This window comes from Nitrospira sp. Vd2 (assembly GCF_979581665.1).
This window is the reverse complement of the sequence record NZ_CEFZSK010000040.1, coordinates 111,013-127,131: the sequence shown is the minus strand read 5'-3', so window position 1 is coordinate 127,131 and position 16,119 is coordinate 111,013. Positions and strand designations below refer to the sequence as shown.

The 16,119-nt window shown below is 61.4% G+C and carries 15 protein-coding genes; 2 read left to right on the top strand and 13 right to left on the bottom strand.

Annotated features, from left to right (window positions below):
- Position 1 precedes the first annotated feature (1 nt).
- From AC1U7K_RS17280 to AC1U7K_RS17255, 6 genes are read right to left on the bottom strand one after another with little or no spacing between them, the layout of a single operon-like run.
- Complete coding sequence (locus tag AC1U7K_RS17280) at positions 2–502, bottom strand: PilZ domain-containing protein (RefSeq protein ID WP_480252968.1); 501 nt, start codon at positions 500–502, stop codon at positions 2–4.
- Between the two features lie 37 nt (positions 503–539).
- Positions 540–917 carry a pyrophosphohydrolase domain-containing protein gene (locus tag AC1U7K_RS17275; protein WP_480252967.1) on the bottom strand — a complete coding sequence of 126 codons (378 nt, stop codon included), beginning with the start codon at positions 915–917 and terminating at the stop codon, positions 540–542.
- Positions 889–2,319, bottom strand: coding sequence for a DNA recombination protein RmuC (locus tag AC1U7K_RS17270; protein ID WP_480252965.1), 1,431 nt, complete (start codon positions 2,317–2,319; stop codon positions 889–891). The genes AC1U7K_RS17275 and AC1U7K_RS17270 overlap by 29 nt, the downstream gene beginning before the upstream one ends.
- A gap of 47 nt (positions 2,320–2,366) precedes the next feature.
- A complete protein-coding gene (locus tag AC1U7K_RS17265) occupies positions 2,367–4,964 on the bottom strand; it encodes a PEP/pyruvate-binding domain-containing protein (RefSeq protein WP_480252964.1) in 2,598 nt (865 codons plus the stop codon).
- Positions 4,965–4,968: 4 nt separating this feature from the next.
- Positions 4,969–6,306, bottom strand: a complete 1,338-nt coding sequence (locus AC1U7K_RS17260) for a glycerate kinase type-2 family protein (RefSeq protein ID WP_480252962.1) — start codon at positions 6,304–6,306, stop codon at positions 4,969–4,971.
- 1 nt (position 6,307) lies between these two features.
- Positions 6,308–7,411 (bottom strand): lytic transglycosylase domain-containing protein, encoded by a 1,104-nt coding sequence (locus tag AC1U7K_RS17255; protein WP_480252961.1) that lies wholly within the window; start codon positions 7,409–7,411, stop codon positions 6,308–6,310.
- Between the two features lie 89 nt (positions 7,412–7,500).
- Here AC1U7K_RS17255 and AC1U7K_RS17250 point away from each other — a divergent pair, with 89 nt between their 5' ends.
- The gene (locus AC1U7K_RS17250; protein ID WP_480252960.1) at positions 7,501–8,274 is read left to right on the top strand and encodes a uracil-DNA glycosylase; all 774 of its coding nucleotides are present in this window, start codon (positions 7,501–7,503) and stop codon (positions 8,272–8,274) included.
- On the opposite strand, the gene fsa is transcribed toward AC1U7K_RS17250, so the two are convergent.
- Complete coding sequence (fsa, locus tag AC1U7K_RS17245) at positions 8,231–8,878, bottom strand: fructose-6-phosphate aldolase (protein ID WP_480252958.1); 648 nt, start codon at positions 8,876–8,878, stop codon at positions 8,231–8,233. The two genes, AC1U7K_RS17250 and fsa, sit on opposite strands and share 44 nt — an antisense overlap.
- Before the next feature lie 115 nt (positions 8,879–8,993).
- On the opposite strand from fsa, the gene AC1U7K_RS17240 reads away from it, so the two are divergent.
- On the top strand, positions 8,994–9,314 hold the full coding sequence (locus AC1U7K_RS17240; RefSeq protein WP_480252956.1) for a hypothetical protein: 321 nt from the start codon (positions 8,994–8,996) through the stop codon (positions 9,312–9,314).
- Here AC1U7K_RS17240 and AC1U7K_RS17235 read toward each other — a convergent pair whose 3' ends face one another.
- The 6 genes from AC1U7K_RS17235 to AC1U7K_RS17210 all read right to left on the bottom strand — a co-directional run bounded on the left by AC1U7K_RS17235 (position 9,315) and on the right by AC1U7K_RS17210 (position 16,089).
- Positions 9,315–9,563 (bottom strand): YHS domain-containing protein, encoded by a 249-nt coding sequence (locus AC1U7K_RS17235; protein ID WP_480252954.1) that lies wholly within the window; start codon positions 9,561–9,563, stop codon positions 9,315–9,317.
- A gap of 716 nt (positions 9,564–10,279) precedes the next feature.
- Entirely contained in the window at positions 10,280–11,083 is an 804-nt protein-coding gene (gene dapB, locus AC1U7K_RS17230; protein ID WP_480252953.1) for a 4-hydroxy-tetrahydrodipicolinate reductase, read from the bottom strand.
- 26 nt (positions 11,084–11,109) lie between these two features.
- Positions 11,110–11,982: a 4-hydroxy-tetrahydrodipicolinate synthase gene (gene dapA / locus AC1U7K_RS17225; protein ID WP_480252951.1), complete on the bottom strand. Its 873-nt coding sequence runs from the start codon at positions 11,980–11,982 to the stop codon at positions 11,110–11,112.
- Between the two features lie 63 nt (positions 11,983–12,045).
- Positions 12,046–12,921 (bottom strand): diaminopimelate epimerase, encoded by an 876-nt coding sequence (gene dapF / locus AC1U7K_RS17220; protein ID WP_480252949.1) that lies wholly within the window; start codon positions 12,919–12,921, stop codon positions 12,046–12,048.
- A 26-nt stretch (positions 12,922–12,947) separates the two neighbouring features.
- Entirely contained in the window at positions 12,948–14,210 is a 1,263-nt protein-coding gene (lysA, locus tag AC1U7K_RS17215; RefSeq protein WP_480252948.1) for a diaminopimelate decarboxylase, read from the bottom strand.
- On the bottom strand, positions 14,203–16,089 hold the full coding sequence (locus AC1U7K_RS17210; RefSeq protein WP_480252946.1) for a radical SAM protein: 1,887 nt from the start codon (positions 16,087–16,089) through the stop codon (positions 14,203–14,205). The genes lysA and AC1U7K_RS17210 overlap by 8 nt, the downstream gene beginning before the upstream one ends.
- Positions 16,090–16,119 lie beyond the last annotated feature (30 nt).

Below are 16,119 nucleotides of genomic sequence, written 5' to 3'. Positions count from 1 at the left end.
GCTAGGCCAACGCGGCCGGGTTGGGCTGCGTCAGCAGCGAGTGCACATAATCGCGCAAGCGACGCGCATCGGTCGCGGCGAATTCCAGGAATTGCACCCCGACCGCATCCGGCCGTTGAGAGCGGACAATCGCGGTTTCCACTCGAATCGCAGTCTGCTCCTCTGGCGGAAGAAGCTGAAGGCGAACGAAGGCGCCTTTGGCCATCGGTGTCGTGGTCTCCAGACCACAGCCGGCCACGGTCAGATCGACCACGCGCGCGGGTGCGGGACCATCGACCCCCGCGACGACGGCTTGAAAACTCGTCAGCAGCCGGAGGTATTCGCGCTTGTCCTCAGGCTGCGGCTGAAGCGCGGCGGCGATCGAGAAGCGATGGAAGCGCGTGGTACACACCTGGCAGCGGAAGGGAAGGAAAAAGAACAGGCGAAGTAATCGATCCAGTAGGCCGGCCGGAGCGACCAGCCGCGCCGCACCTGCACGGCATCGTGCGCAGCGCGTGGTCATCGTGCAGCAGCCTGTAGCGCTCGTCTGGACGTCGTTCTTATCGGCAGCGTTGTTCCTCCACGATCGGGGCGACGGACGCCGGTGAGTAGTGAGCAGGTTTGACCCATTTCCCGTCATCGCGTTTGTAGCCGCCGACTTTGCTCATGTTCGAGCGATGTACTTCTCGGAAGACCGGCTCGATGTCAATCCCGTACGAAACAGCGGTGCCGTAAACGACGTACAGGAGATCGGCAAGTTCTTTCGCGATGGACGGCAAGTTCTCGTGCTCGAGGGCCTCGCGGAGTTCGGCAAATTCCTCTTCGATGAGCCGGACGCGCAGTTGTCGTGTCCGCTCATCAGCTACGCTTGGCCGCCCGTGCACCAGGATGCCGAATGTCTCATGAAACTCATGGACCATCTGCTGCTCTCGATTCATCCCGTTCCCCTTCCTTCTTGTCTTCGATCAACCGAGGCGCCACATCGAGGCCTTCCAGGACCCGAACCTCTTTCTCCGAGCCGATCCCCAGTTCTTTGAATTTTCTTGCCGCGGGCAGAATCCGTGTTTCCAGCGACCCGACGGCTCGATTGTACGCCTGCACGCTTTTCCCCAGCGCCTGTCCGATGGATTCGAGATGCTCGCTCAACATGCCCATCCGCTCGTACAGGTCCTTGCCGAGTTGGCCGGCCTGCTGAGCGTGTTCGCTCAATTGCTCTTGACGCCAGCCGTAGGCCGCCGCGTGGAGGAGCGCGATCAATGTCGTGGGTGTCGCGACAATCACACGGCGCGCGAAGCCCTCTTCCGTCAGCGTAGGATCGAGCTCGTGCGCCGCCGAGAGGAAGTGCTCACCGGGCAGGAAGAGCACGACGATCTCCGGCGCTTGGGCGAACTGGTTCCAGTAGGCCTTCCCGCTCAACTGCTCCATGCGCGTCCGGATCTGCGCGGCGTGGCGGCGAAGACGTTCCTGGCGTTGCGCGTCATCGGCGGCTTCGTGGGCGTCGAGATAGGCGGAGAGGACAGCCTTGGCATCGACGACAATGTGGCGACCACCGGGGAGACGGATGATCATGTCGGGACGGAGACGACCCTCTTCCGTCGCGATATTCTCCTGCTCGAAGAAGTCGCAGTGCGCCACCATGCCGGCGAGCTCGGCCACGCGACGGAGGGTGATCTCACCCCAGCGACCGCGAATGTTCGGCGCCCGGAGAGCCCGCACCAGATTGCTAGTTTCTTGTTGGAGCCGTTGGTGTGATTCCGCGAGCTGCTTCAAATGCTGATCCAGACCACCGTAGGCCGACTGCCGCGACTGTTCCATCGCGAGCAGGTGGTCCTCATAGCGTTTGAGGGCGTCGTGCAGCGGTTTGACGAGTTGCTCCACAGCTTGATGGCGGTGAAGGAGTTCGCCCTTCGCCTCGGCTTGAAGCGCCGAGAAGGAGGTCTTGGCGAGGTCGAGAAACGCTTCGTTGTTCGTGCGAAGCGCTTCCCCGGACAGTGCTTTGAAGGTATCCGCCAGGTCTTGGCGCGCCTGCGCGAGGAGGGCCTTCTGCTCATCGATGCTTCGGGCCGCGTCGGCGGCCCGGGTTTCGGCGACCGCCTGCGCGTGCTGAGCCGCTGTGAGCGCGTCACGGACGTGAACGAGCTCGGTCCGCTCGACGGTGAGTTGCTTGCGCAATTCGTCGGCCGCGACTTCGGCCCGTTGCGCGCGTTCCGCCGATTCGATCAGGCGACCCTGCACCCGCGCTCGCATGCGGGCGGCTGTAGCCAATGCTGCGATGAGGCTGCCGATGACGAGGCCCGCGGTTAGGCCGACCAGCACCGATGAAATATCAATAGACACCATGGCAGGCCCCAGATGCGCGGCCACCATACGGGAATTATCAGAGGTCGTCAAGAAACGGGTGCATGGGCCGCTGCTGCGGTCGTGACGCAGAGCGACACTTCGCCGCGATCCGCATCGATCTGAAGGATGTGGCCGTCCTGGACGGCTGTCGTGATGCCGGGAATGTTCGCAACAGCCGGAAGGCCGTACTCGCGGGCAATGATCGCGCCGTGTGACAGGATGCCCCCCATCTCGGCGACAAGGCCGGCGGCCAGCCCGAAAACTGAGACCATACCGGGGTCGATGACGGGAACGACGGCGATCTCGCCGTGGCGCAGCGCCGCCATATCGGCCGGCGTGCGGAGGACGCGAGCCGGTCCGGTCGCGATGCCGGCGCTCAACGTCAGGCCGTGCCAGCTTCTGAAGGATGCGACCGGCGCCGCGAGACCGCCTTCGTCTCGAAGGGTATCCGGCGCAGGTTGCCGTTGATATGCCTGATGCTGCGCCCGTCGCTCGCGCACCAAATCGGCGAAAGTTTCGGTTGTGCCGGCAACCAGCCGCCGAATTTCTTCGGGGGTGAGAAAGAAAATATCATCGGAGGTCTCGAAGAAACCGGCTTTGACGTAATGGGCACCCAGCAGCCGCGCGAGGCATCGCACGGCGGTGGAGAAATACATGAGGGCGTGGCGGTTTGCCTCGCGCAACGCCAGCGACTGGACCAGCCGGCGGTACCAGTAGTGAAAAAAGATGCGTTCGTGAATCCGCCACCCAAGCGCGCTCCTGATCGAGGCCAGCGCCTGCTGCCGTATCGCGTTCTGTTGGTGAGCGAAGGCGTCGCTCGGGACAGATGAACGGCTTCCTAAGTGGGCCCTGACGACGGCAAGGAGCGGTGTCGGGTCCTCGGAGAAGCGAGGCGACATGACATCCGATTCGCCGACCGCGCGATGGCCGTACTCGGCGAGGTAACGGTCAAAGGCCTCGAGAAAGGGCGTTCCCGCTAGGCGCTTGCGCATCTCTGAGAGCGGGCGACAGGAATCCTGGAGAACCGATCTGACTGCCGCATCCGCTCGTGCTAGGTTGGCCAGCCGCCGCAAGAGATCGATTTGCCGCGCGCTGATCACATTGCCCGCGCCTTGGAGTGCGGCATTCAGAATCGATCGCCACCCTGCCCCGAGCCGTCGTTCGAGAAGGACCCGGAGCAGCAGGAACGCCTCGGAGACGGACGAGACGATCGCGAAGGTCAGATCGCCGCGGTGGAGCCGGATTCCGAAATCTTCCATGCGAGCCAAGAGTTCGGTTGGGGGCGCGTCGTTGATGGCAAATGCCGTCTCCGCCATGCGTTGCATGATGGCAAACCAACGGTGCGCATGATGCCGCGCCTGCCACATTCGCCATTTCAACCGGACGAAGGCGCGGATCAAGACCAATGCGGGCAGTCGGTCAACCACCGGGGGCGGCGACGGTAGACCCCCCATCTGCTCAACCACCGATGCGGCATCGCCTCCGAGCTGGGCCAGCAGATGTTGGAACAACGTCACGTTGATGTAGGGCCGTCCATTCACCACTCGTACCGAAGACATGCCGTCAGGAACGCGGCACCCGAGATGTCGATAGTGTTGGAGGATGTTCCTCTCCATGAACTGATGGAGCAACGCGAGGCCGAGCGGGCTCGGGACATCGGGAAGGGTCTCCTTGAAGTTCGCCCGGGACCAGACACAGGACGCTGACAGGGCTTTGCGATCAGGCCGTGCGATGGGCCGGGCCTGCAGCAGCCAGAAGTGGTCATGCTCAAGGGCCCACTCCATATCGACCGGACGACCAAAGGTCGCCTCGACTTGCTTGATGAGGCGGGTCAGCGCGAAGACCTGCTCGTCGGTCAGCGAGAAGGCATGGCGAGCGGATGCCGGAAGAGGCACGTCCACGAGACCGGCGGCGGTCGGCTGTCGGCTCGTTCGCTTATCCGCAACTGTTCGATGGAGAATGGTCGGCCCCGTAGGTGCCACATCGACCGTGCACGTGTCGGGGCTGATCGTGCCGGCGACGAGCGGTTCGGCGAGACCGAGCACGGCATTCACAACAACGTGACCGGACTCACCTGTCACGGGATGATGCGAGTAGGCGACACCGGCGGCGTGAGGCGACAGCAGCGGTTGAATGACGACGGCCATGGCTTCGGTTGCAACGGTGCCGCGACGTACGGCGTAAGCTACGGCTGCGCGCTTCCATAATGATGCCCAACATTGCCGAATGGCGTGCGGCAGCTCGTCCCGTTGAACACCCAGGCGAGTCAGATACTGACCGGCAAACGACGCCTCGGATGCATCTTCGTGCGTGGCGGACGAGCGGACGGCCCAGAGACCATGTTCGCGTGAAGGAAGCCCATCGAGCGCGGCGTCGAGCGTTTGAAGGAGCGTTGGCGGGAGCGCCGCATTTCGAATCCCTTCAGCGACCTCAACGACGGCCGCATCGTGGATCTCCTCCAGCGTCGACGTGAGGGGTGGCACAATACCGGCAGCATGGAGAACGTCGCGATACGCACGCGTTGTTACGCAAATGCCGGCCGGAACCGAAAATCCTGCGGCGAGGAGTCGGCCGAGGCCGGCCGCTTTCCCGCCGACCAGTCGAGGGTCGGTGCACTCGGCGAGGGGAAGGATATAGGGCGGCATGCGACTATGGTGCGATCAACAGATAGAGGTCGTTGACATTCGTCCCCGTCGGGCCGGTGACGATGTGGCCGCCTGCGCGGCGAAAGAAACGGTACGAATCATTCGCACGAAGATATTCATCGGCGTTCAGGCCCAACCGAGAGGCCGATCGGACCGAGCTGCCATTGACGACTGCACCCGCCACGTCGGTGGGGCCGTCTTTGCCGTCGGTGCCGCACGCAACCACCCATACATCAGAATGGCCGGCGATTTCACGGGCCGCCGCGAGGGCGAACTCTTGGGCGCGACCGCCGCGGCCTGGCCCTGTCACCGTCACGGTCAGTTCGCCGCCGCCGATTACACATGCGGGTCGTGGAACCGGACGACCGTGTTTCGTGATCTCCCTCGCCATTGCGCCATACCAGATGGCGGCGTTTCGAGCCTCCCCAATCAGCGAGGTGGACAGGATCAGGGGGTGATAGCCGAGGCGCTTTGCTTCTCGCGCGACGGTCTCCGCTGCCGCCTGGTTGTTTCCGATAATCACATTCTGCACCCTTCGAAAGCATCGTGCCCCGGGTTTCGGAGATTCTGGCTCTCGGCCTTGCCGTCCGCGAAGAAGGTAGCGCCTCACGGCACGCGGTATCTGACTCCACAGCCCATACCGTTGAACGACGGCGATCGCATCGCCATAGGTCGTGGGATCCGGAGCAGTCGGCCCTGACCCAATCGTACCGAGATCATCGCCGATCACGTCGGACAGGACCAAGGCGATGACGGTAGCGCGAGTCGCAGCGGCGAGCCGGCCGCCTTTCATCAGGGAGAGATGCTTGCGGACGGTGTTGATTTCCTGAATCGTCGCTCCGCTCCTCAGCAGAAGGCGCGTCGTTGCCTGCTTGTCGGCAAGCGTCAGGCCGGGTGGGGGCGCCGGCCAGAGACTCGATGCGCCACCGGACAGCATAAGGATCAGGAGATCAGCCGAGGAGAGGGATTGCGCCAGAGTCAGCGCCTCTGTCGCGGCGCGCTGACCGGCAACGTTTGGAACAGGATGGCCGGCTTCCCGGATGATGAACCGGTCATCGGATGCCTGGAACTCCGCGGGGACCGTCACCTGACCATCCGTGAACCGATCGCCGAGGACATTTGCACAGGTGGAAGCCATGCGGGCGGCAGCCTTCCCGACGCTCAGCACCGCGATTCGGCGGTACCGTCGAAGATCATAACAGTGTTCGTGGACGCGCAACTCGGTCCCACGCCGGGTCATGGCACGAGCGACGGCACGGGCGGGGTCGACGGCGGCGAGAGCGGCGGTCAGCAATAGGTCGACCAGCTCACGAATGCGTGGCTGGGAGACGTTGATCCGCATGTCAGGGGGCGGTCGGCTCTTGCTTGAGGCAGCGGAACGGGCAGGCTTGCTTCGGCACCTTGATACGGTGGGTGCCTTTGGGTAGGTAGTCTTTGCGGATTTCTGGGTTGAGCATTTTCAGCTCGAGAAAGTAAGAACCGTACTCTTCGGCGATCGACGCCAGATGCCGTTGAGCTTCCTTAATCGTAACCGCAACGGTTTCGGTTTCGAGCGGGGCATAGAGATCTTTTTTCGTCAGCCCAAGATACTTCTCCGGTTGTGAATAGATTTCTTTTGCCGCGATGATCCGGGGGACGTACCGCATCGTTTCCCGCACGTAGTGCAGCTTCCAATAATCGTTGACGTGTTGTTCTTTCATCAGCCTACGGATCCGATCCTCGCCGGCATTGTAGGCTGCCATAGCGAGGAACCAGTCACCGAGCTCTTGCTTGAGAAAGCGGAGGTACTTGATTGCCGCCTCTGTCGACATCTCCAAGTCGCGACGGTCGTCCTTCCACTGGTTCGAGTAGAGCTTGTACCGTTTGCCTGTCGCGCCGATGAATTGCCACGGCCCGGACGCTTTGGCCCTGGAGAACGCCGCGGCGACACATTTGCTCTCCACGAGCAGCATGTATTTGAGATCGTCGGGCAAGCCGGCTTGCGCGAGCTGCTTTTCCACCGGCGGGAAGCAACGGCCCGTTCGCTTCGCCATGATGATGCTCTCGCCTTCTTCCGCCAGGAACTGATAGAACTCATATTCGATGCGTTCGCGGACTTGCCAGTTATCGAGGGGGATCGTGACGCCGGCGAAGGTCAGCGTCGCGGGCAGCTTGAACGAACTTAGAAAGTAGCGCTGTCCCTGACGTTCGATACCGGGGACGACGACAAGAGGCGTCTCGGTGGCCTGCGCCGGTTCCTGCTCTTCGCCGGGAGCGGGGATCAATTCTTCAGCGGGTGCGGTTTTAGTCGGGGGTGCATCGCCCGGCGCGGGCGGTGCAACTGCATGCGGCGCGGGTTCGGGAGGGACGGATGCAGTATCGGCGTTGGCCGAGGCGACGGTCAGAAACGCGGTCAGAGTGATGGTGAGTACGGAAGGCAACAGGCGGCGTGACCGAACATCTTCCATGAACTGTCCTCGCGCGAAGTATGCTAACAGGAACGACCACATCGGGCAAGTAACTGCTTAAGGGGAGTCGACATGATAGACTGCGCGGCATGACATCGTTCGAGACGCTCCACGAGACCGTTGTGGCATGTCGACGATGCCCCCGGCTGGTCGCGCACCGTGAAGCGGTCGCCCGGATCAAGCGACGCCAGTTTCAGGAATGGACGTACTGGGGCCGACCGCTGCCCGGGCTCGGCGATCCACAGGCGAGGCTCTTCGTGCTGGGTCTGGCGCCGGCCGCGCACGGCGGGAATCGGACTGGTCGGATCTTTACGGGCGATCGGAGCGGCGATTGGTTGTATGAAGCACTGCACCGCTATGGCTTTGCGAACCAGCCGCACTCACTCCATAAAGATGATGGCCTACGATTGACGGACTGTTACATCGCCGCGTCGGTCCGGTGTGCGCCGCCAGACAATAAGCCGACGCCTGAGGAGTTCAAGAAGTGTCGTGCGTATCTGGTGGACGAGCTGACGCTGTTGATTCGGCTGCGGGTCGTCGTCGCGCTTGGGAAGATCGCGTTCGACCAATACTTGAAGGCGTGCGCAGTGCTCGGTCATCCTCCCGTGCGCCCCGCGCCGCAATTCGGACATGGGGAGCGGTACGATCTGCCGTGGGGCGTCACGCTGATCGGGTCGTACCACCCAAGCCAGCAGAATACGTTTACGGGAAAGTTGACACGGCCGATGTTCCACCGCGTGTTTGCAGAGACGCGGCAGATTCTTGACGAGAAGGCGGAGCGTGGCGCGGGCCGGCGCCGGCCCGCGCTGGAGGTGAAGGCTACTTCTGTTTCTGGGCGTTCCAATCGGCCAAAAACTTCTTGAGGCCGATGTCCGTCAACGGGTGCTTGTACAACTGCTGAAAGACCGAGAAGGGCATGGTACAAATGTCGCCGCCGGCGAGCGCGGCCTCCACGACGTGCTGCGGGTGCCGGACGCTGGCGACGAGCACCTTGGTCTGATAGCCGTAATTGCGGTAAATCGTCATGATGTCCCGCACAAGTGCCATGCCGTCGCTGCTGATGTCATCCAGTCGGCCGATAAACGGGGACACGCACCAGGCGCCGGCTTTCGCGGCGAGTAAGGCTTGTGTCGGCGAGAAACAGAGAGTGACGTTTACTCGAATCCCTTCGGCAGCGAGGCGCTTGGTCGCTTTGAGGCCTTCGGGGATGAGTGGGCACTTCACGACGATATTCTTATGGAGTTTGGCGAGTTCACGGCCTTCCTTGACAATCGCATCCGCCTCGACGTTGATGACCTCGGCGCTGATAGGGCCATCGACGAGATTGCAAATCTCAAGCAGCAGCTCTTTGAAGTCGCGCCCTTCCTTTGATGCCAAGGAGGGATTGGTGGTGATGCCGTCGATGCCACCCATGTTCACGCCTTCTTGGATTTCCTTTACGTTCGCGGTATCGAGATAGATCTGCATGGTATCCTCGCGGTGAAGGTCCTTTTTCATTCTATGTACTTCATGAACTGAATGCAACGCGCTGCTTTGACACGATACCGGCCAGTGACTACAATCGTTCCATTAGGAGGACGCGATGACGCAGGTTGCGAGAACAGCGCTCTGGTCCGTACTTGTCACGGTAGTTCTGTTGGGCTGCGGTGGCAATCCTTATTTGGATGCGTCATTGAAGCCGGCAGAGATGGAAGGTCGGGACAAGGGGTGGTTCGAAAAAAACTGGGGGCCACCGACCGGAAAGGCGCCGCGTTTCTTTGGCGGGGAAGAGTGGACGTACTTCCGAATTGCCGGAGGGACATCGAGTCTACCGTTTTTCAACTTTACTCCGAATCAGTGTCAGATCACGTTGAAGTTCGATAAGGAAGGCAAACTGTCCTCGTCGAGCACCTCCGGCTGTTGATCAGCCTGCCAGTTGCTTCTGAAACGTCCTCGCGCACTGCACGCTGCAAAAATAGTAGGTCTGCCCTCCGATGCTTTGCTGGACCGCCGTCCCCTTCGGAATATACACACGACAAACCGGATCTTGAATCATGGCCTTCACGTCACCGGCCGCCCCGTCGAGTGGCGGCCGGGTCACGCCGCGAACCAGTTTGCGAACGAGGAAATAGAGCAGCAGAACCAAGCTGATGACGACGAGTAACCGGAACATGGCGTCCTTTCTCAGTGAATCCTATCACAAGTAGCTCATCTGACGTTCGCCCCAAGATATTGGGCTTGCCGTCCCAGGGTCGTCCTCGAAACCCGATGTGCTCGACGATCGTCGCGGGCCGAACGGCTCATAGATGACCGACCGGGGAAGGCTTTTTTCTAGTACGGCCGGGACTTTCGGCGGATAGTTTCGCCCTATGTTTGCATGCTATCGTACGCCGCATGAAAACCTGTGACAAATGCCAAGGCACGATGTTGGTGGAACGAGCGGTGGACTTGAACGCAGGCCTTGTTATCGCGGTGCTTGCGTGCTTGAACTGTGGCCGGCGCCGGGCGCTGGAACAGGAACCCCGACCACTAACGGCGCGTTGCTAACCGCACACGCATATGAGAGCGTAAGCCTCGCCGTACCTGGCGGGACTTTCTCGTACTGCGCCGTCCACGCTTCGCTACGATGAAGCCCACCGTGACACGACTCTCCGCTGCCCCGCTGACCGGCCTCGCCTGCTGCCCCGAGTGTTACCGACTGATCAGCTATACCACCGTCGACGGCGAAATCCGCTGCCACGCATGTAACACGATTGTGCGCACGGTCTCTGGCCTGGCCGGTCGTGACTCCCTCGGTCCTCAGGGCTGATTCTTGTGACACCAATCAGCGTCACCTTGGGAGGAAGGAGCAGAACGTGTGGCCACTGAACCGCAGACGGGAGGAGCGCGTCAGCGAAGGCCGAGCACGTCGAGCATGTCGTAGAGGCCTGGCGGCTGTTTGATCACCCACTGCGCGGCGCGCAGGGCGCCACGGGCAAATGTGTCGCGATCTTGGACGCGATGCGTCACTTCGATCCGCTCGCCCATCCCTCCGAACACGACGGTGTGGTCACCGATGATATCCCCGGCCCTGATCGTCTGAATGCCGATTTCGCCTGGCTTGCGCTCGCCGATCAAGCCTTTCCGTGCATAGACTCCCACTTGGGAGAGATCGCGATTCACCGCTCGGGCCAGCACCTCGGCCAGCTTGAGTGCAGTCCCGCTTGGAGCATCTTTCTTCAGGCGGTGATGTGCCTCGATGACCTCGATGTCGTAGTCGTCACCCAGCGCCTTCGCCATCTCAGTGATAATTTTAAAAACCAAATTTATGCCCACGCTCATATTGGGCGAGAACACGCACGGAATCTGACGGGTGAGCGCGCGAAGCTCGGTCAGGTCTTGGGAGGAGAGACCGGTCGTGCCAATGACCATGGGGCGACGGTGTTGCGCCGCCAGCCGGACGTGTTCGACGGTGGCCGAAGGCGCGGTGAAGTCGATGACGACCTCGCTGTGCGGCAGGATGGCCGAAAGATCGTCGCTAATACGGACTCCACAGTGACCGCATCCCGCGACCTCGCCCGCATCCTCGCCGATCGCCGCATGGCCCTTGCGTTCAACGGCCCCGGCCAGCGTCATTGACGCCGACTCCTTGATCAGCGCGATCAATCGGCCGCCGACCCGTCCCGCGGCTCCTGTCACTGTAGCCTTGATCATCACGAGGTGCGCGGTTCCACCAGGGCCTATGCCAGGCCGAAATCTTTCATCACACGTGCCAGCTTTTCTCGATTCTCCGACGACATCGAGCAGAGCGGGAGCCGGAGCTCGGGCGTGATTTTGCCCATCATGCCGAGCGCTTCTTTGACGGGAATTGGGTTGGTCTCGTAGAAAAGGGCGGTAAATAACGGGTGCAGCTTGTAATGCAGGCGTTGCGCTTCGGCGACATTCCCGGCGAGGTAGGCATGAACCATGGCCGCCATTTCCGCCGGCGCAATATTCGCCGTCACGGTAATCACCCCTTTGGCTCCCACCGCCATCATCGGAAGCGTGAGGGGATCGTCGCCGGACAGCACGGTGATACGGTCGCCGCACACGTGGATGATGTCCGACACTTGCTGGACCGAGCCGCTGCCTTCCTTGATCGCGACGATGTTCTTGCAGGATGCGAGTCGGGCCACAGTGGACGGCAGCATGTTGACGCTCGTACGCCCGGGGATGTTGTAGAGAACGAGTGGAAGATCGACGGCGTCCGCGATCGCCTTGTAGTGACGATAGAGGCCTTCTTGCGTCGGTTTGTTGTAGTACGGTGTGATGAGCAGCGCCCCGTCTGCGCCGCTCTCCTTCGCGTGCGCGGTCAGTTCGATCGCCTCGTCGGTACAGTTCGAGCCGGTGCCGGCAATCACGGGGACGCGACGTTTGACGACCTGGACGGTGAACTCGACGACGCGATGATGCTCTTCATGCGAGAGCGTGGCCGATTCGCCGCTTGTCCCGCAGGGGACGATGCCGTTCGTGCCGTTCGCAATCTGAAACTCGATGAGGTCGGCCAAGGCGCGTTCGTCGACTCGGCCGTTGTTAAAAGGGGTGACGATGGCGACGAGAGATCCGGTAAACATGATAGGCCCCGTGAATTTAGCGTGGTGTGGCGTGCGAGGGAGTCGTCATAGGACGTGCCGGCGCTAATAAGACCAGGCATCAGGAAGTATCTTTCCTTCATACACCGCGCGGGCATCCCCTTGCAAATACACATCGGTAAAGGAATCGCCGTTGGCATTGAAATGGACGGTCAGATTCAGTCCGCTTTGAGGGATCAAGGTCACCGGAGATTCGGCCTTACCGACAAGGTGCGCGATGAGGGCGGATGCAATCGATCCGGTTCCGCACGCCAACGTTTCATCCTCGACGCCCCGCTCATAGGTGCGGATGCGGATCCGGTGCGGATCGAGAACCGCGATGAAATTGACGTTCGTTCCAGCCGGCTGAAACAGCGGGTGATGTCGCGTCGGCCGGCCGAGCCCAACGACATCGATCTTGTCGGGGTCGTCCACGACATAAACGCAATGCGGCACGCCGGTATCGACGAAATGCGCCTCTCGTTGCTGGCCGGCGACATCGACGCGAAGATTGAGCCGCAGGTTCTTGGGATCCGGAAAGCGGATTTTCACTTCGTCCAACACGGCCTTCGTGGCGCGTGGCCGAGACGCCACCATGCTGGCCTCGATCATGCCGGCGAGCGTTTCAAAACGCATCTGCTTCGGAGCAATCCGCTTGAGGAAGGCGAACCGCGCGGCACAGCGGGCGCCGTTACCGCTGAACTCGGCTTCGCTCCCGTCCGCATTGAAGAGCCGCCACCGAAAATCAGCACGGCGTGAGCGCTCGATGAGGATCAAGCCGTCCCCGCCCACCGACATGCGGTGCGTGCAGACCTTGGCGGCAAGCGCGCTCGCCCGTTTCGGCGAGATGACGCCCTCGCGGTTGTCGATCAAAATGAAATCATTCCCGCTGCCCGACAGCTTCATGAACGGAATGGCATCGCTGCCCGCTCGTCTGGTCACGTCGGCCTCACGATTCGCTGAGCACGTTACCGGAGAAACTCCGGGATCTGTTCCCCGCGCGTCAAGTCCTGATACCGCTCGCGGGCGCGGATCACATGGATCTCGGTTCCTTTCACGAGCACCTCGGGCACGCGTGGGCGAGAGTTGTAGTTCGAGGACATAACAAAACCGTAGGCGCCGGCGCTCATGACGGCGAGCAGTTCGCCGGGCTTGGTTTCCGGCATGGTCCGGTCCTTCGCGAGAAAATCACCCGATTCGCAGACCGGCCCCACCACATCGACGGTGATGGAGGTGCGGGCTGACGAAGCTTGGACCACCAGTTTGATGTCATGGTAGGCGCTGTAGAGGCTGGGGCGGATCAAGTCGTTCATCGCGGCGTCGACGATCACGAACTTCTTGGTTTCCCCCTCCTTGGTGTACAGCACGCGCGTGAGGAGGACGCCGGCGTTTCCGACGATCACGCGGCCGGGCTCCATGATCAGCACGCACTTGAGATCGCGGAGAAGCGGCGATACCGCCTTGGCGAGATCCTTCGGCGGCGGCGGCGTCTCGTCTGAATAGGTGATCCCCAATCCGCCGCCGATATTCAGGTACCGGATGCTCGCGCCCTCGGCTTGCAGGGCTTCGACGAGACCCAGCACCTTTTTCAATGAATCGACGAACGGCGCCACGTCCGTCAGTTGCGAGCCAATGTGCGCGTGGACACCGACCACTTCGATGTGCTTGAGCGCGGATGCGCGCTTGAACTCGTCAACGGCGCGATCCGCACTGATCCCGAATTTGCTCTTCTTCAGCCCGGTGGAGATATACGGGTGCGTCTTCGGGTCGATGTCGGGATTGATCCGCAGCGCCACGCGGGCCTTCTTCTTGAACTCGCCTGCCACATCGTCCAACGTGTGCAGCTCGGCGGAGGACTCGACGTTGAACATCAGGATGTCGGCCAGCAGCGCCTCCCGAATTTCCTCCCGGCTCTTGCCCACCCCTGCGAACACGATCTTGCCGGGCGGCACGCCGGCTTGAAGCGCCCGATACAGTTCGCCGCCCGACACGATATCGGCCCCGCTGCCCTCCTTCGCCATCAAGCGAAGGATCGCGAGATTGGAATTCGCCTTCATCGCAAACGCGACGATGTGCGGTGTGTCTTGAAAGGCGCTGTCGAACGCCCGGTAGTGGCGGATCAACGTGTGATGGCTGTAGACGTAGCAGGGCGTTCCCAGTTCCTTCGCGATCCGGGAGAGCGGCACGCCCTCACAGTGCAGTTCGCCGTGGTGATAGTCGAAGTCATGCATCTTGCCAATCCTCTTCGAGGAGATCCACCCCGCTAATCGACAGTCCCTCCAGTGCGCTTTCGAAGGCGGCCTTGAACTTTCGGTAGCGGATCCTGGCGTACGGCGCGACGCCTTTCAAGGCGTCATGATCGAGGAGCGCCTGCAGGGCTTTCGGGGTCGCATGCTTGAGATGCTCGAAGTTCACGATAATATCCATTTTCGCCTTTTCGGCCGCATCGGTGATGCGCGTGAGCAATTCTTGCGCGCTCAGATGATCGAGGGTCCCCTCCAATTCCACCACCAGCGCGGCCAACCGGTCGTGCCGCTTGGCTTTCATGTTGAGCCAGAGCTGCTGCGCCGGCCCCGTCTTGGCCTCGATCCGCTGCTTCAAGGCATGAAGCGCGTTGGGAATCAGCTGATCGGTTTCGAATGTGGGCAGCTTTGCCTGCAGGCCCTTCAGCACCCCGGCGATCGGCGACAGGCTCCCTTTCGGGCAGGAGCGTTTGACGAGCTTGCGGAACTCGCGGTTCATCTCAAAGCGGGCCACGAGGCGTTGTTTGGTCCCCCGCAACCGATGCCAAATCGAGGGCCATGAATAAAACTGATGGTTCGCCCAGTAGAAGCCTTCCTGCAATTGCTCCGGCGTCATGCAGCTGGGATAGAAGACGACATGCTTGCCGTCGTACTTGGCCCAATCGCGATCGAAGATGCGGCCCGCGGTATTGTATCGCTCGTAGAGAGCCGTCCCCGGCAGCGGAGTCAAGACGTTGAAGTAGGCGAGCTCGACCTGATTCTTGACCAGGAAGTCGACGGCGCGCTCAAACACTGATTCATCGTCGTGATCGAAGCCAAACACGATCCCCGGATTCACCATGATCCCGTGGTCGTGAAACATCTTGATCTCGTCCGAAAACTTCTGCACGCGATTGAACGGCTTGTTCGTCTCTTCCAGGCAGTCCTCATCGAGCGATTCCATCCCGACGAACACGGACACGCAGCCGCTTTCCGCCGCAAGCTTTACCATCTCGCGATCATCGCCGAGGAAGAGCGTCGATTGGCAGCCCCATTTGATCTTGAGCGGCTTCAGCGCGGTCCACAGCTCGCGACAGTAGGCGCGGTTGCTGTTGTGAAGGTCGTCGACGAAGGCGAAGATCGTCCCGTCCTCGATGCCGATGCGGATGCGCAGGCCCGTGACGAAGGCGCGCCACAGGGAGTCGTTTGCGATGCGTTCGACCAATTCGCTGCGAATCCACTGCTTGATCTGGGACAGTTCCTTGACGACCTCGTCGACCGGGCGGCGGCGCGTCGTCTTCCCGTTGAACGGTGAGACGCTGCAGAACTCGCAGTCGAAATGGCAGCCACGGGTCGTAAAGCTGCACTGGCGCGTCATGTAGGCGTCGGGGCTGAGCAGCTCCACGCGCGGGCTGTTGTAGTGCTCGAGCGACGGAAACTGCTCCATCTTGTACATCCGCTTCATCGATCCGGCTTCGAAATCCTTCACGAGACGCGGCCAGAGATCCTCCGCTTCCCCGCAGACGATCGCATCGGCATAGCGAAGAGCTTCATCCGGGCAGTAGGTCGGATGAACCCCTCCCAGCACCACCGGCTTGCCCCGCTTGCGAAATTCGGTGGCGATCTCATACGCGCGCGGCGCGTAACACGTCATGATGGACAGCCCGACGAGATCGCAGGGCTGATCGAAGTCGATGTCCTGCACCGCTTCGTCCACCAGGACGACATCCCATCCCGGCGGGGTGTATGCGGCGATCACCGGAAGGCTGAGCTTGGGGAACCAGACGGCGCGCCGCTCGCTGGCCGTGAGATGATAGGGATTGTTCCGTGGGTACGGATCGAGCAAGAGCAGAATTTTGTTCTTCGTCGTCATATCAGTCGTCGCCATAGCCTTCGCTCCTCTTCATGACAGTATGCG

What these genes read in the sequence shown, in the direction of transcription:
- AC1U7K_RS17280 (WP_480252968.1), bottom strand. Translation starts at nt 502, where the DNA reads ATGACCACGCGCTGCGCACGATGCCGTGCAGGTGCGGCGCGGCTGGTC.
- AC1U7K_RS17275 (WP_480252967.1), bottom strand. Translation starts at nt 917, where the DNA reads ATGAATCGAGAGCAGCAGATGGTCCATGAGTTTCATGAGACATTCGGC.
- AC1U7K_RS17270 (WP_480252965.1), bottom strand. Translation starts at nt 2,319, where the DNA reads ATGGTGTCTATTGATATTTCATCGGTGCTGGTCGGCCTAACCGCGGGC.
- AC1U7K_RS17265 (WP_480252964.1), bottom strand. Translation starts at nt 4,964, where the DNA reads ATGCCGCCCTATATCCTTCCCCTCGCCGAGTGCACCGACCCTCGACTG.
- AC1U7K_RS17260 (WP_480252962.1), bottom strand. Translation starts at nt 6,306, where the DNA reads ATGCGGATCAACGTCTCCCAGCCACGCATTCGTGAGCTGGTCGACCTA.
- AC1U7K_RS17255 (WP_480252961.1), bottom strand. Translation starts at nt 7,411, where the DNA reads ATGGAAGATGTTCGGTCACGCCGCCTGTTGCCTTCCGTACTCACCATC.
- AC1U7K_RS17250 (WP_480252960.1), top strand. Translation starts at nt 7,501, where the DNA reads ATGACATCGTTCGAGACGCTCCACGAGACCGTTGTGGCATGTCGACGA.
- fsa (WP_480252958.1), bottom strand. Translation starts at nt 8,878, where the DNA reads ATGCAGATCTATCTCGATACCGCGAACGTAAAGGAAATCCAAGAAGGC.
- AC1U7K_RS17240 (WP_480252956.1), top strand. Translation starts at nt 8,994, where the DNA reads ATGACGCAGGTTGCGAGAACAGCGCTCTGGTCCGTACTTGTCACGGTA.
- AC1U7K_RS17235 (WP_480252954.1), bottom strand. Translation starts at nt 9,563, where the DNA reads ATGTTCCGGTTACTCGTCGTCATCAGCTTGGTTCTGCTGCTCTATTTC.
- dapB (WP_480252953.1), bottom strand. Translation starts at nt 11,083, where the DNA reads ATGATCAAGGCTACAGTGACAGGAGCCGCGGGACGGGTCGGCGGCCGA.
- dapA (WP_480252951.1), bottom strand. Translation starts at nt 11,982, where the DNA reads ATGTTTACCGGATCTCTCGTCGCCATCGTCACCCCTTTTAACAACGGC.
- lysA (WP_480252948.1), bottom strand. Translation starts at nt 14,210, where the DNA reads ATGCATGACTTCGACTATCACCACGGCGAACTGCACTGTGAGGGCGTG.
- AC1U7K_RS17210 (WP_480252946.1), bottom strand. Translation starts at nt 16,089, where the DNA reads ATGGCGACGACTGATATGACGACGAAGAACAAAATTCTGCTCTTGCTC.